The following is a 14,867-nucleotide window of genomic DNA, read 5'->3' on the forward strand; positions in this document are numbered from 1 at the left end:
AGAGCCCCCACTGATTAAAGTTTCACTTTATCTATCTGTATGTTTCTTCGGCTCATATGTTGGAATAAGAAGCGCACTCGCAATCCAGCAAACAAGACCGAAACCACTTATATATTTCCCGTATTCATAATGGTTTAGATAAACCTTCCCTACAAGAATTAAGATAAATCCAAGTAACACAACTACATAGCCAACTTGTTTTTTCGACAATACCAATCAGCACTCCTTATTGAAAAATGTTAACAAAAAAACTTAAATCCTGAAAAGAAATGAAGCTATATTTCATAATTCCTTGTACAGCTAGAAGTAGTATAAGACCAAGTACACATATATAATTAATTCCATCTTCACTTCTTTTCTCAACTACAATTCCGCCCCCAATGCATAGTAGCCCTAGAAGATGAAGTGCTAAATAAACAAAAAAGTATGCTTCATTCCAGCGAAAGCCTACATTCACTGTTGTAATCACAATTAAACTCACCATGATTACATAAAACAATTTATTTGATTGAATTGTTTCATTCATAGAATCATATCCATTCCTTTCTATATAAATCTTTTTTGATTTTCCAACATACAAATCGCCGTTATGAAAACAAAAGGTGACCTGTATTTTTATTTTCACTTAGCATGAGGATGAAATATGCTCTGACCGCTTCTATCCATAGACGGATTCTCTCTCTAGCCTAAAAAAGATAGGTATATCTTTTTTATTATTCAATAAATTCTACGTTCTCTAACCTATATCTCTCATTTTATTCGTATATACTACCGACACCTCTTTATTCATATAACGACGATTCACGAACAAAAAGACGAGTACTAAATTTAATCCAATGATAAAAATAATAAGTCCTGTAAAAAATGGAGTTTGATTAGAAAAATCCGCAAAGCTTATCATTTCTTCCTTACTGAACATAAAAGATGTAATAAGTACGATTGCATTATTTAACATATGAATACTAATCGGCATCAGTAAGCTTTTCGTCCGAATGTATACAATTGATAGTACGATACTAAACATGACAGCACTGAGGAAATCAATATGAAAACATCCGAAAAGAATCGCTACAATAACCATCGCTTTTCCGGTTCCCCATTTCGCTGCAAAACGCTGAAATAGAAATCCCCTAAATACAAATTCACATACAATAGGAGCTACTAGTACGATTATTATAAATTGATATATGTATCCGCCTGCACTCCCTATAATCGGTTCATGTAATATATTTATAATAAAATCCGGTGTAATCCATACAAAGCTATACATATACAATACAAGATATCCATAACTAAAAAGGCATAGCATTCCCGTAATCATTAAAACTTGTAAAAGATTAAATGCTTCTCTTCTATTTACAAATAAAGTAAATGGAATACGATGGCGCTTACATTGATACCATAACCAAAGTGATGGAAATATGTAGAGTACAAGTGTGCTTGCAAAAGAAGAAATTGATATATGAAATGTATTCTCTAACAATTGTTTACTAATACGTTCAATCAAAACAAGTAGTGTAAATACAATCAAAAAATATCTGGCTCGCATCGAACAAAACGGATTCACACTCATCTCCTCCCCTATGTTACATTTATCATATCATTCGAATCTTATTTTTAAGCAAAGAAAACCTTAAATTTTCCTTAAAAATCCCATAACTTACAATAAAATGTTATGATATTCGATGAAAATAGGGGGCGATTCAGATTGTATAATGCAAATGTTTTACTTGTTGATGATGAAACGGCAATTTTACAACTATTAACTACTATTCTACAAAAAGAAGGATTTTCTCATATTACAACTGCTACATCTGCAGAAGAAGCTTTACAATTCGTAGAACAAAATCGTTATGACTTAATGATTTTAGATGTCATGCTTCCCGGGCAATCTGGTTTTGACATTTGTCCAATTATTCGTCAAAAAACAGATTGTCCAATTTTCTTTCTAACAGCAAAATCATCTGATTTAGATAAAGTATCTGGCTTCTTATACGGGGCAGACGACTATATTACAAAACCATTCAATCCACTGGAAGTCGTCGCTCGTATGAAAGCTCAACTTCGAAGACATATGAAACAAACTACACAACCTATGAAAGAGACACACTTTCTTTCATTTGGGAGATTTCAGGTCGATAAACATGCAGCTGAATTACAAGTAGATGGGAAAATTGTGGAATGTTCAGCTCAGCTCTTTCAACTACTACTCTTTTTCTGTGAACATCCTAATTACGTATTCTCAAAAGAAGAAATATACGAAAAAGTATGGGGGGCTCCTGCCTATAATGGAGATGACAACACAGTTATGGTTCATATTCGAAAACTACGTGAAAAAATTGAGCTTGACCCAAGTAACCCTCAATACATTAAAACTGTTCGCGGACTTGGTTATAAATTCATCGCAAAGTAGGTACCAACTATGAATTTAAGTAGAAGAATTATTATACAATTTATTATACAACATATTTTCGTCTTGTTTACTTTACTCATTGCAGTCATCGTCGCTTTCGTCTACCTGGGGCATCTTTTTAGTACGACCCTTTATGAACCAAATGTTCCAGAGTTTGATAACTTTACTATGTCTCAGCATGTTTCTTCAGAAAATGGACGTATTACATTAAGTTCTGAGGTAAAGGAAATGATTGAGGAGAAAAATGATTGGCTTCAAATTGTCGATAAAAATGGAAAGGTACTCTATGACTTCAATACTCCTGAAGATGTTCCTGGTTCTTATACAAAAACAACATTAGTTGCTTATTTGCAGCATCATATACAAAGCCCTTACAAATTTACGTATTGGGACATTGAAGTTAAAGAGAAGACAGCAATTGTGATTTATGGTGGAAAGCTAAAGAGTAATACTTTACTGCAAGAGTTAAAACAAGAACACGGTTCACCATTATCAGCTGAATTTTCTTTAACAGAAAAAGAAAAGAAACAGCTTACCGCAGAAGGTGCTACGCTGCAAATATTTAACGCACAAGGAGAAGAGATTTTTGCTTATCCTAAAACAAAAAGAAACTCCTTTTCAGCCATTCAAGCTGTACTTTCTGAAAAAGAGCCTTGGAATCACAAAGAAAATATCTCGAGTTTATATAATCCAGAGGACCAAACCTTATTTACCATAACAGTAAAAAATGATCATTACTATCCATCTGATATGAATGAAGATTTATTAACAAAAAAAATATTCATAGGATTTGGAGTTATTATTCTAATCGCTTTTGTCTACTTAGTTATTCTTTCTATTTGGTACGGAAGAAAATTTGGTAAACCATTATTACACACAATGCGTTGGCTCAAAAATATAGCTAGTGGAAAATATGAAGAACCGGTAAGTAAAAAAGGAAGAGCAGTTCGCTTCCGGCGCTCAGGTAAAGAAAAATGGTCATTCAGACTGTTTAAAGATGTAACAAATGCTCTAGAGCACCTTTCTATTACACTCAAAAAAAATGAGTCCATACGACAAGTTATTCAACAAACACGTGAGGAATGGATTACTGGCCTCACTCATGATTTAAAAACACCACTCAGTTCCATTTATGGGTACTCTCTATTACTAGAATCGAAACAATATAACTGGGATGATAACGACATTCAACAATTCGGTCGTGTTATACGAGAAAAATCTCAATATATGACAACATTAATTGATGATCTAAGCTTAACTTACCAATTAAAAAACAACGCAATTCCCTCTCAGCACGTTAAAGTTGAGATTAATCAATTTGTCCAAAAAGTCTTGTTACAATTTATTAATAACCCGACACTTCAAAATCAAAACATAGAATTTGTTCCTAGTTCCAATGCAATTCATTACTCTATTGAAGAAAAATGGTTCCAACGTATCATTGAGAATTTATTAGCAAATGCAGTAAAGCATAATAATGAAACAACAAATGTTATTGTAAAACTTGGACAGAATAAACAATCTTTTACACTCTCTATTTCTGATAATGGAAAAGGAATGGATGAGCAAACGAAAGAGCTTTTATTTGAACGATATTACCGCGGTACAAATACTGAAGAAAACAACGCAGGAACAGGCCTTGGCTTAGCGATTACAAAACAACTTGTTCTTGCACATAACGGTACGATTTCCATTGAAAGTGAAATTGAAAAAGGAACAACCATTACGATGGTGTTCCCATTCTCACCTAATAGCAAAAAAGAGTCCTAATATAAAGTGAAACTCTAATCAGCGGGGATAAACTCCCCCCGCTGATTCAAGTTTCACTTTAGTTATCATTTGCTCCAATTCTAATGGTTGAAATGTATATGGTTGTACATCATATCCGATGTTGTAAGTAAAAGACAGGTAACAATTTTGATATTAGGAAAGTACTACTATAGTTAATAGGAAATCCGTATATAGTAGTCCACCAATAATACGTGGTACTACATTTCATGAAACTTTGTACTATGAAACCATCTACTTTTTAACTTTTGTTTTGAATTAACCCTTATTTTCCCTATAATATATGGACCTATTTTTGTCTTATTTAGGAGATATACCACAGGAATTGGACATAGTATACCAACCAACATATCAATACTTATTGTGCCAAAAAGAGTATTAAACTGAGGCATTTTTGCTAATATCATATTAGATATAGTCCGATGAAAAAACGGATGTAGCAAATAAATTCCAAATGAGTATTGATTGATTAGTATTAAAAATTTAGGTACATGTTTTATTTTTGATGCAATATGGAAAAGCACCAGTATTGTAGATATTGTAAATAAAAGAACATCCACTCTTTTAGAACTAGTAACAGTTAAAATATTGAAATGTTGAAAAAGAATAACGATGATTCCTGTTAATATCCATGAAGAGATGATCCATTTACGGTTTTTATTTAACCATGTTTTAAAGTATTCATAATGAGCACCTGCATAATATCCAATAAAGAAGTAAATGATCCAGCCCGGAAATGGAATCCAAGAGTAGTAATACCAAATATCATTTGCATATGGAATATCAAACGGTTGAATAAAATTAAAAAAGCCTAAGTAGATTAAATTAATCAGTAACGAGAAAATAAGAACAAATTTAGGAGAAAAAAACTTCTCAATTTTATTAAAAATAATGTGCAAAAAGTAGAACTGAAATATAATTAAAACAAAATAGCCATGGAACTCTCCTAATACAATATTTCTTATAGATTGTACTAAGATTGCATGGAATCCATTCGTATAATTTGAAATAGCTGCATAAAAAATACCCATACATATAAAAGGCAATAAAATAAATTTTACTCTTTTTAAAATGAATTGATTAGGTACTTTATCCCTATAATTATAAGCTATTACAAATTCAGATATAAAAACAAACATAGGTGTACCGTACATAAGTAGTAATTGAAGATACGATACCAATACATCTATTGTATTTTCAGATGCAAAATTTGCAGAACTTCGTGTTATGGCATGTATGAGAACTACACTTAAACATGCTAAACTTCTTAATATAGTAATTTCTGAAACTTTGTTTTTCATAAATTCCACCTTCAACATAAATTACATATCCATAATTCCAAATGAATTTTCGACATAGCAAATTTATTTGGAAAAGCAACTTATTTTTCAAAATCTACAGCCGCATCTATCTCAATTCCTGTTTTTCTTTTAATGATAAGAAAGTAGTTTGTTCAGTGAATAATGATAGTGAGATGCCAGTCCTATTACACCATCATTAAATTTTTACGTATTTTGAAATATTTCCACATATAACTGTTCTTTCATTTGCTTTACTTTATTTCTTTATTTTTCCTCTTAAGAGTAATATAGACAAGAGGAATAGGTACTTAAACGTGGTAAAAAATAAAGTGAAACTTTAATCAGTGGAGGTTTTTTTCATCCCCACTGATTATTAGCCCGACCAATCGGGCTTTTACGGGATAAAATAGGATTTGTAGAATAGATATGCAAATCATATGATACTGGCTATTTCTTAAAAAAAGCTTAAAACCGATTAAAGCGATAATGGATAATCCAAATTTTAATCCAATCAAAATTATCAAAGTACATTTCCAATTTTTCTAGCTAATTGTTTCAAAGCATATGGTAACATATATTGTTGTAATTCTTGAGAAACCAATTCTAGTTTATTAGAAATCGATAAATTTGTTCAAAAAACGCCATACTTCCTGCATACTTTCTGCATACTTATATAAAAAAATGGCGTTTTTCTAATTATTTAGATACAAATTCACCTCAGCTTAATAGCAATGAAATGATATTCTATTAGTATGTAAGCCTTTCAAACCTTTTGAAGGATTTCTTCATTCACATAGTCTTTGCTAACAGAAATATATATAATTCGTTTAAGAAAACATAATTCTTTTTACGATTCAGTATGCTTCTTCGTAAATAAGGCCGTCCACAGTCCAGAGACGCCAAATACTTTATTCGATTGTTTTATTTCTTTCATTCTACGTATTTCTACTTTAAAAAAACCTCTAAAGATATCTCTAAGCTTTTCATCTGTAAAACCTAATCCACTTTTAAGATTTTGTAGTTTGTACACTTCCCAATCCGTTTCATACGAATACTTCATGAACAGCCCCTACTTCCATACCGTCGTCACTTTTCATAATCGTTGGACGCAGCGCCCGAAGCCGAGCTATCGTTTACACAACTTCTTTAATATGATTAATCTTAGCCTTAATACGAAAAAAAGTTTCCTAGAATCTAGGAAACTTTTTCTCTTCTTATTGTTGTTTCTTCTGCACCGGCAACCAAATCTCAACTTGCGCAAACTCGCTCTTATCCTCATGACAACGTTCATCGTATAATTCAAACTCTGTAACTCCAGCATGTTCATACCCTGAGTGCGGGAACCATTCTGTGAAAACTGCATTCCACGTTTGTTGAATGGAAGATACCATATCTTTATGCGGTACTTTAGGCGTTGTAAATACAGCGTAAGTTGCTTCTGGGAACGTGCGCTGCGCTAGTTCAGTCGGTACCCCATCAAAACTTGTAACTTCCATTCCAATAATATACGTAAAATCCCCTGTTTCTAAATTAAAATCCGTGCACATTCCAAGCTCTACATATTGATCTGTATGTTTACGGTTTGTAATGTTACTCGCAAGATTGTTTTGTAAATAACGGTCCCAAAATGCCGGAATATCTTTAAGGTTTTTCCCTTCTTTACTAGACGTCTTCATCTCATATCCAGCCACATGAAACGCTGGTTTTTTTTCAATACGAAATTCCATTTGTATTCCCCCTAAATATGGATTGAACTTCCGCTGCTTCACATTTGCTTTATAATACATCGGTGTCTTAATTCCTTGCCTTCGGTAGCTACTTGGCGTCATCTGAAACAACTTTTTAAAGGCTCGAATGAACGTTTCATGAGATTGAAAGCCATGTTCTAATGCGATATCAAGAATTTTTTCTTCCGTATGAGAAAGCCGATAAGCTGCCCGGGCTAGCCTCCTCCTACGAACATACTCCATGACAGTATCGCCTACTAGCGCTTGGAATACGCGATGAAAATGATACTCCGAGAACCCTGCAATACGAGCCAAATTACTTAATGTTTGCTTCTCCATTACATCTTCTTCAATATAATCAATTGCTTTTTGAATTTGTGTTTCATAGCTTTCCATCTCTGTTCACCCGCCTTATGTATTATCATAAAAGAGAAGACAATTCTTTTCTTGACGTTTTTTGCTTTTATTTTACAGAAATTTGTAACTTTTTCATATTACATTCGTTGTTATAAGTGAAAGGAGGGAGATAATTGAAAAAACATGGTGTGAAAGTGTACGGTATTGTCATTACTGGCCCATCGAAAGAATTAGTAAAATTACAAAATTCTCCTCATGTTCGCGACGCTACTCTTGGAGATATTGAGTTTTGGAATTGGTTTAAGCGTCCAAGTGGTTCTCGTCACTAAAGTGAAAACAACCATTCGAAGTTGAATGGTTGTTTTATTATTACATCACTCAAAAGTAACATCGATATGAATAACTTCCGACCGGCTCCCAAGTCTAAGCGGCGGACCCCAAAATCCGAATCCAGAAGAAACAATCGCATGAAATGTTTCCTTTTGTAAGTATCCCCAGTCCAGTTCATACATTCTTCTAGTAATAAGATGATTCGGTGCCATTTGTCCTCTATGCGTATGGCCCGATAATAATAAATCAACGCCAGATTCCGCTGCCTGTTTTAATTCAAACGGCTGATGATCTATCGCTATAACAGGAAGCGATTTATCTACGGTGCTCATTAACTCTTCGAAACTTTGACGATCTCGCTCCGTTTTATCTCTTCTTCCAACGAGATAAAAACCCTCTTCCATTTTGATTACTTCATCTAACATGATATGAATATCGATTTTCTTCATTTCTTGCAAAAATTCTGGAATGGCTCTTCCGTAATATTCATGATTTCCGAGTACTCCATACACACCAAGAGGCGCCTGCATTTGTTTCATAACTTGTCCCATGTTCTTTTTTATAAATTCTCCAGGATGGTCATCAATGATATCCCCTGGCAACAAAATAATATCGGGCTTCATTTCATTTACATGGTGCACGAGTCTTTTCAAATGAGAAACACCTGATAATTTGCCAAAATGCATATCAGACGCCATCGCAATGCGAAGCGTTTTCCGCCTTTTCGCTTCTTTTGGTATGTGAATTTCATACTTTCGAACAATCGGACTATATGCATTAAATGTTCCATAACCAAATATGAAAAGAAACATAATAAGGGTAACAATTCCTGTCCAAATAATAGCTGTATCTCTCGGCACCGCTACCAGTTGTAAGATAAATACTGCTATATCAGCTAGCGGCAGCAAAATAAGTGCATATTGCATTACCGCAAACCAATAGGAACCAATTGTCCTTAAGAACGGAAGGAATTTGAAAACCTGGACGATTACATACGCATATGAGAATAATGCAACTAACAAAGCATAATATCCCCAAGATTGCCAACCAAAACTTGTTTGAAGCCAAACCCATCCGTTCCATCCGATGTAGAACATCAGTAATGTATATAGAATCAAAATAGTAACTATATTAAAATACCGACGAATTTTCACAGCGTGCCTCCTTTTCTCTTTCTTTTATTATAACTCGATAGCTATTCAAACTATAAATATTACGTATCATGAACGACTAACAATTCCCTATCATTTCATAAAATGAAGCTTTAATTAGTTGGGATTTTCTTCCTCTCCCCCTAATCTCTTTGCTTTTGCTGAATGTTGTAGTACGTACTATCCAAAAAAGTTTGCTCATTTTAGGATACGTTTTGTTGAGCAGGGACAGGAACATTTTCTTTTATTGAAAAGTTTTAATATCTTCTGCTATATTTAAAAAGAAACTAAAGGAAGTGCTACTTGATGAAACAGGCTCTAGTAATCATTGACATGCAAGAAATTTTCTTTAATTATCCTCAAAACTATTTATTTAACAATGAGCAATTAGTTACAAATATAAACGAACTAATTAAGCAAGCTCATGAAAAAAATGTACAAGTTATCTTTATTCAACATACGAGTCAAAACGAACAAGACGAACTTTTTGAAGGAAAAGATGACTGGAAACTTCATAAAAATTTATTCGTATCCCCTACCGATAAAATTATCCAAAAATCAAAATGGGATTCATTCTATCAAACTGAACTCTTAGATTACTTACAGACCAATGAAATAGAACAACTTATTTTTGCAGGAGCACAGACGGAATTTTGTCTCGACACAACGATTAGAGCTGCCTTTAGTTTAGGGTATCAAAAAAATCTACTTTTCAAAGAAACACATAGTACAATAGATGGTGCTATTTTAGATGCGGGTGATATTATTAATCATCATCAATCGATTTGGAATAACAGATTCCTAACTGTCATTGATGGTAAAATAAAATTATAAATATAGAATTCTATTATAAAAATAAAACGAACCATCCTTATTTACGGACGGTTCGTTTTATTTTCCCTAACAGGTATCCATGTTTTATGCTTGCACTGCCTTTTCCCTTAACGCTCTTCTAAGTAGTTTACCAGTCGTATTCTTCGGCAACTCCTCCAAAAACTCGATACTCTTTGGCACCTTATATTTTGCAAGATGTAAAGAACAGTAATGCGTTAACTCCTCTTCTGTTACCGCACCATTCTTCAGAACAACATAGGCGCGCACTGCTTCTCCTAAGTTTTCATCTGGAACACCAATCGCAACAACTTCCGCAACCGCTTCATGTTGATATAGTACTTCTTCTACTTCACGAGGATATACGTTATAACCGCCTACAAGGACAATATCTTTTTTACGATCAACAATATAAAAGTAACCTTCATCATCCATTCTTGCTAAGTCCCCTGTATACAGCCATCCATCACGAAGCACTGCCGCTGTGTCTTCTGGTGCATTATAATATCCTTTCATCACGTTTGGACCACGAACAATTAATTCACCTACTTCGCCTACAGAAACTTCTTCCCCAAGCTCATTCACAATTTTATTTTCCACATGCCAAATATTTGTTCCAATCGAACCTGGTTTACGCGGACGATCTAATGGATTAAAGCAAGTAACTGGTGAAGCCTCTGATAATCCATATCCCTCTGAAACAATAACATTAAAGCGATTTTCAAAGTTTTTCAGGAGAGCAACAGGCATAGAAGCCCCGCCAGAAATACATAGACGAAGTGTCTGAACATCGTCTGCGCTTGCTTCCTCATATAAATATAAATAATTGTACATTGTCGGTACACCGGCAAATATTGTCGGTTCATACGTACGACAAATACGAAATACTTCTTTCGGACTAAACTTTGGTAGCATTAAAATCGTTGCACCGTTAACAATTGGGGCATTGACTGCAACGGTTAAACAAAACACATGGAACATTGGAAGCGCAGCAACAACGCGATCATCCGCAGTATATTGTAAATACGATGCTACATCGCTAGCATTACTATATAAATTTTTATGTGTAAGCATAGCACCTTTTGGCTTTCCAGTTGTTCCTGACGTATACAAAATAACAGCTACGTCTTCTTCATTTAGCTCAGGACCTTCATAAGATAGGTCACCGGTTCCTATAAGACTAGTAAACGTTTTCATTTTTTCGGTTTCTGTATGATTGAAATCTGCTGAGGTTTCACATATGATGATATGTTCAAGAGAAGGAAGTCTTGTTGTAAGAGATTGTATAACAGGTAGAAGAACGTCGAGTGTGATGATTGTTTTTACATCTCCATTTTGTAAAATATAATGCATTTCGTCTGCTGTATAAATTGGATTAATTGGAACGACAGTTGCTCCAGCTTTCATTGTTCCATATAAACCAATTAAAAAATGTGGTGAATTACCAACAACTAATGCAACATTGTCCCCTTTTCCAATGCCCATTTTTGCTAAATTACTAGAAAACTGTGTGACCATTTTATTTAATTGGTCATATGAGACCGACTGATCCATAAATATATACGCCGGTTTCTCTCCTTTCTGTTTTGCTGTTTCAGCTAAAGATTGAACGAGATTCACACAAACCCCACCTTTATAAAATTTAAAAATTCTAAATACATTATATTAAAAGAAAATTAAACTAGCAAGTAACATTTAATTAACTGCATATAAATGAGCATTCATTCATTTTTTAATTAGAGACTCTATTTCTTGTTTTTATGCGCTTTTTTGCAACAAAATAAAAAACAGTCATACGAACAATATGACTGTTTTTACGAGTTAAAAGAATAACGCTAAGAAATCTTCTTTTGTTATATTACCAAAGTAGCGTTTTACATCTACATCTTCTAAAGCCGCGGCAAAAGCTTCTTTATCAAACTGTACCCCTGTTAAACACTCTTCAATATCATGAACATCTTCCACGCCGAAGAAATCACCGTATACTTTACATTCAGTTACTGTTCCTTTTGTTACCTCTAGGCGAACATCAACTTGTCCAACTGGGAAACGGTGTGAATGTTGTAAGTTGAACTTAGGAGACTTTCCGTAGTTCCAATCCCAATTACGGTAGCGCTCTTCAGAAATTTTATAGATTTCTTTCCAATCTTCTTCTGTTAATTCATACGTTGGAATTTCTGTTTCTCCTTCAAAAATCGTCGCTAGAAGAAGCTGTTTAAATTCTTCCGTTGTCATTTTTTCATTTAAAAATTCCGTAATGTTCGCTACGCGGCTACGAATTGATTTAATCCCTTTTGATTGAATCTTATCCATTTTTACTTTGAGTGCAGATACAACGTGATCGATTTCAGAATCAAATAGTAATGTACCGTGACTAAACATACGACCTTTCGTTGAAAACTGCGCATTACCTGAAATTTTTCTACCTTCAGCTAAAATGTCATTACGACCGCTAAGCTCTGCATTTACACCTAATTTTCCAAGCGCTTTCGTAACAGGCTCTGTGAACTTTTTAAAGTTATGAAAACTATCCCCATCATCTTTCGTAATAAAGCTGAAGTTTAAGTTCCCTAAATCATGATATACAGCGCCTCCGCCAGACAAGCGCCTTACGACATGAATACCTTTTTCTTTTACATAATCAGCATTAATTTCTTCTACTGTGTTTTGGTTTTTTCCAATGATAATAGAAGGTTCGTTAATGTAGAACAAAAGGTATGTTTCATTAATATCTAAATTTTTCACGCAGTATTCTTCAATCGCTAAGTTAATTGTTGGATCTGTAATTCCTTTATTATCAATAAATAACATCATATCTCACCTCATGAATTCCAAACATAACCGCTATGCGCAAGCGTAATGCGGCCGTCAAAAATTTGTTTTGCTTCTTCTACTAAATCAGATATGTTTCCTGTGTGCGGCAGATGCGTTAACAGTAATTCCTTTACATTTGCATTCTTTGCAATATCCGCTACTTCTGTACTATTCATATGCCCTGCTTTTGCAGCTTCCTGATGTGCATACATATTACACTCACAAATAAATAAATCTGCATCTTTTGTAAATGGAATAAATTCAGGAATGTAGCTAGAATCAGCACTATATACGATAACTTTATCTCCCACCGTAATACGCATCGCATAGCATATAACAGGATGCACCGTCTTTAAAAATGAAATAGAGAACGGCCCAATCTGTAATGTTTCTTCCGGATTGTACACAATCCCTTTCGTGTGTGGTGCATGTGTTAAGGAAGAGAATCCTTGCACATCAAATCCATGTCCATAAATCGGTAGTTCTGGTAATTGCCCTTTTGCCATGCTTGTAATTAATCTTGCATATTGCAATACTCCAATATCCGCAACATGATCGTGATGATAATGTGACAACAGAACCGCATCTATATCAGATGGTGTTATATATTTTTGAATCTGTGCTAGTACACCACTACCACAGTCAACAAGTAAACGAAAACCATCGTGTTCAAACAAATACCCCGACGTTGCTTCTCCCACTTCTGGAAAGCCGCCCCAAAAGCCAACAACAGTCATTTTCATATGTATCCATCCTTTCTAAACCACTAGAAATGCAGTATTCTTCCTCTAATGAGAAAGATTTTTACTTACACTCTACATTGTTAACTATAATCCATTTCCTAAACTTTTTCATTATTTTTCACTTTGTTATAAAACAGTTGTTGACATTTCATTTTTGTACTAATACAATGATACTAAGAAATGGAAATGGAGGGATTTACATGATCGATCAACCGATGGAATTTTTCAGAAATTTACCAACAAAAACGTGTGCGCACTGCGGGAAGGAAATTGATGAGCAACACGAAGCATATCATAATAAATGTGACGATTGCGTTCACGAAGAATAATAGTTTGTAAACATAAGAAAAACCTAGCAGACATTGTCTACTAGGCTAGTAACATCGTATTTTTCATCGTTGAACCTTTCACCAAGAGCTCCAGTTCAAACTCATACAATTCTTTTTTACGATAATTTTTCGTATGGATTTTATCCATCATTAAATCAACAACTTTATGAGCCATTTCATCAATTGGCTGTTCAATCGTTGTAATACCCGGTTCTGTAATCTGTGATAAAATTTGATTATCAAAGCCAACTACAGCTAAATCATCAGGAATGCTCCAGCCATGGCGTTTCGCTTCTGCGATAATTCCAGCTGCGACTTCATCGCCTCCTGCCAAAATAGCGGTAGGATTTTTTTTGTCCTTTAATACTTCATGGAATATTCTTTTTCCATCTTCCCAAGAGAAAGCGTTTTCAAGAAAGTCAATCGCTTCTACTTCTTTGCTCTTTTCAGTGATTGCACGTAAAAAGCCCATTTTTCGCTGTTGGCTCACTACTTTTGTTTCATTTCCACGGCAAAAAATAAGGTTGCGATAATCTTGTTCTAGCACATGTTTCGCAGCTATGTATGCCCCTTGCGCATGATCAAATTTAACCGTTGGAATATTTGCTTCTTCAATGTATTCATTACATAACACGATTGGACCGTGTTGTAAATATGGCTCCACGTTCTCCCATGGATTCTCAAGTGAACATAAGATAATACCATCAACTTGTTTTGTTGATAACAGTTGTAAGTATTCCATCTCTTTTTCTGGTAAATATCTTGTTTGACAAATAATCAGTTTATATTTATGTTCGGAAGCAGCAATTTCAATTGCTTCAATAAATCTACTGAAAAAAGGATTTGTAATTCTTGGAACAAGAACTGCAATTGTTTCTGTTTTCTGTTTACGAAGTCTTCTTGCTGCAGAATTAGGAACGAATCCTAAATGCTTCATCGCCAATTGAACTCTCTTTTTCTTCTCATCTGATACATACGGATGGTTGTTAATCACCCGAGAAACCGTTGTTCTTGATAACCCCGCTAATTTCGCCACGTCCTCGATCGTTGACACGAAATTCTCCCCCTTTGTATGAAAACGTT

The 14,867-nt window shown here is 34.3% G+C and carries 14 protein-coding genes and 2 pseudogenes; 5 read left to right on the forward strand and 11 right to left on the reverse strand.

Annotated elements, in window-relative coordinates:
- Nucleotides 1-27: 27 nt before the first annotated feature.
- The 3 genes from MHH71_RS10120 to MHH71_RS10130 form a co-directional block, all read right to left on the reverse strand.
- Nucleotides 28-216 (reverse strand): hypothetical protein, encoded by a 189-nt coding sequence (locus tag MHH71_RS10120; RefSeq protein WP_033798714.1) that lies wholly within the window; start codon nucleotides 214-216, stop codon nucleotides 28-30.
- A gap of 10 nt (nucleotides 217-226) precedes the next feature.
- On the reverse strand, nucleotides 227-526 hold the full coding sequence (locus MHH71_RS10125; protein WP_018782648.1) for a hypothetical protein: 300 nt from the start codon (nucleotides 524-526) through the stop codon (nucleotides 227-229).
- Between the two features lie 210 nt (nucleotides 527-736).
- A complete protein-coding gene (locus MHH71_RS10130; protein WP_033798713.1) occupies nucleotides 737-1,567 on the reverse strand; it encodes a CPBP family intramembrane glutamic endopeptidase in 831 nt (276 codons plus the stop codon).
- 141 nt (nucleotides 1,568-1,708) lie between these two features.
- Here MHH71_RS10130 and MHH71_RS10135 point away from each other — a divergent pair, with 141 nt between their 5' ends.
- Both MHH71_RS10135 and MHH71_RS10140 read left to right on the forward strand, forming a co-directional pair.
- A complete protein-coding gene (locus MHH71_RS10135) occupies nucleotides 1,709-2,413 on the forward strand; it encodes a response regulator transcription factor (protein WP_006093894.1) in 705 nt (234 codons plus the stop codon).
- A 9-nt stretch (nucleotides 2,414-2,422) separates the two neighbouring features.
- On the forward strand, nucleotides 2,423-4,183 hold the full coding sequence (locus tag MHH71_RS10140; protein ID WP_033798712.1) for a sensor histidine kinase: 1,761 nt from the start codon (nucleotides 2,423-2,425) through the stop codon (nucleotides 4,181-4,183).
- 218 nt (nucleotides 4,184-4,401) lie between these two features.
- Here the strand turns inward: MHH71_RS10140 and MHH71_RS10145 are convergent, their stop codons facing one another.
- The 3 genes and pseudogenes from MHH71_RS10145 to MHH71_RS10155 form a co-directional block, all read right to left on the reverse strand.
- Nucleotides 4,402-5,502, reverse strand: coding sequence for an acyltransferase family protein (locus MHH71_RS10145; RefSeq protein WP_240516979.1), 1,101 nt, complete (start codon nucleotides 5,500-5,502; stop codon nucleotides 4,402-4,404).
- Nucleotides 5,503-6,349: 847 nt separating this feature from the next.
- Nucleotides 6,350-6,544 (reverse strand): annotated as a pseudogene (locus MHH71_RS10150) (SAM-dependent methyltransferase); the annotation flags it as partial.
- 172 nt (nucleotides 6,545-6,716) lie between these two features.
- Nucleotides 6,717-7,625, reverse strand: coding sequence for an AraC family transcriptional regulator (locus MHH71_RS10155; protein ID WP_006093890.1), 909 nt, complete (start codon nucleotides 7,623-7,625; stop codon nucleotides 6,717-6,719).
- 134 nt (nucleotides 7,626-7,759) lie between these two features.
- On the opposite strand from MHH71_RS10155, the pseudogene MHH71_RS10160 reads away from it, so the two are divergent.
- Nucleotides 7,760-7,915, forward strand: a pseudogene (locus MHH71_RS10160) (anti sigma factor C-terminal domain-containing protein); the annotation flags it as partial.
- Between the two features lie 45 nt (nucleotides 7,916-7,960).
- Here the strand turns inward: MHH71_RS10160 and MHH71_RS10165 are convergent.
- Nucleotides 7,961-9,070, reverse strand: coding sequence for a metallophosphoesterase (locus tag MHH71_RS10165; RefSeq protein WP_033798711.1), 1,110 nt, complete (start codon nucleotides 9,068-9,070; stop codon nucleotides 7,961-7,963).
- A gap of 303 nt (nucleotides 9,071-9,373) precedes the next feature.
- Here MHH71_RS10165 and MHH71_RS10170 point away from each other — a divergent pair, with 303 nt between their 5' ends.
- Entirely contained in the window at nucleotides 9,374-9,901 is a 528-nt protein-coding gene (locus tag MHH71_RS10170) for an isochorismatase family protein (protein WP_033798710.1), read from the forward strand.
- Between the two features lie 84 nt (nucleotides 9,902-9,985).
- On the opposite strand, the gene MHH71_RS10175 is transcribed toward MHH71_RS10170, so the two are convergent.
- From MHH71_RS10175 to MHH71_RS10185, 3 genes are all read right to left on the reverse strand, one after another.
- On the reverse strand, nucleotides 9,986-11,518 hold the full coding sequence (locus MHH71_RS10175) for a fatty acid--CoA ligase family protein (protein ID WP_003206106.1): 1,533 nt from the start codon (nucleotides 11,516-11,518) through the stop codon (nucleotides 9,986-9,988).
- 201 nt (nucleotides 11,519-11,719) lie between these two features.
- Nucleotides 11,720-12,709: a lipoate--protein ligase gene (locus MHH71_RS10180; RefSeq protein ID WP_029427577.1), complete on the reverse strand. Its 990-nt coding sequence runs from the start codon at nucleotides 12,707-12,709 to the stop codon at nucleotides 11,720-11,722.
- A gap of 11 nt (nucleotides 12,710-12,720) precedes the next feature.
- Nucleotides 12,721-13,455, reverse strand: a complete 735-nt coding sequence (locus MHH71_RS10185; RefSeq protein WP_006093885.1) for an MBL fold metallo-hydrolase — start codon at nucleotides 13,453-13,455, stop codon at nucleotides 12,721-12,723.
- 200 nt (nucleotides 13,456-13,655) lie between these two features.
- Here MHH71_RS10185 and yhfH point away from each other — a divergent pair, with 200 nt between their 5' ends.
- A complete protein-coding gene (gene yhfH / locus MHH71_RS10190) occupies nucleotides 13,656-13,784 on the forward strand; it encodes a protein YhfH (protein ID WP_000567010.1) in 129 nt (42 codons plus the stop codon).
- A gap of 40 nt (nucleotides 13,785-13,824) precedes the next feature.
- Here yhfH and MHH71_RS10195 read toward each other — a convergent pair whose 3' ends face one another.
- Nucleotides 13,825-14,838 carry a LacI family DNA-binding transcriptional regulator gene (locus tag MHH71_RS10195; RefSeq protein ID WP_016113707.1) on the reverse strand — a complete coding sequence of 338 codons (1,014 nt, stop codon included), beginning with the start codon at nucleotides 14,836-14,838 and terminating at the stop codon, nucleotides 13,825-13,827.
- Between the last annotated feature and the right edge of the window lie 29 nt (nucleotides 14,839-14,867).

The sequence above is a fragment of the Bacillus sp. FSL H8-0534 genome (assembly GCF_038005885.1).
GTDB lineage: Bacteria > Bacillota > Bacilli > Bacillales > Bacillaceae_G > Bacillus_A > Bacillus_A pseudomycoides.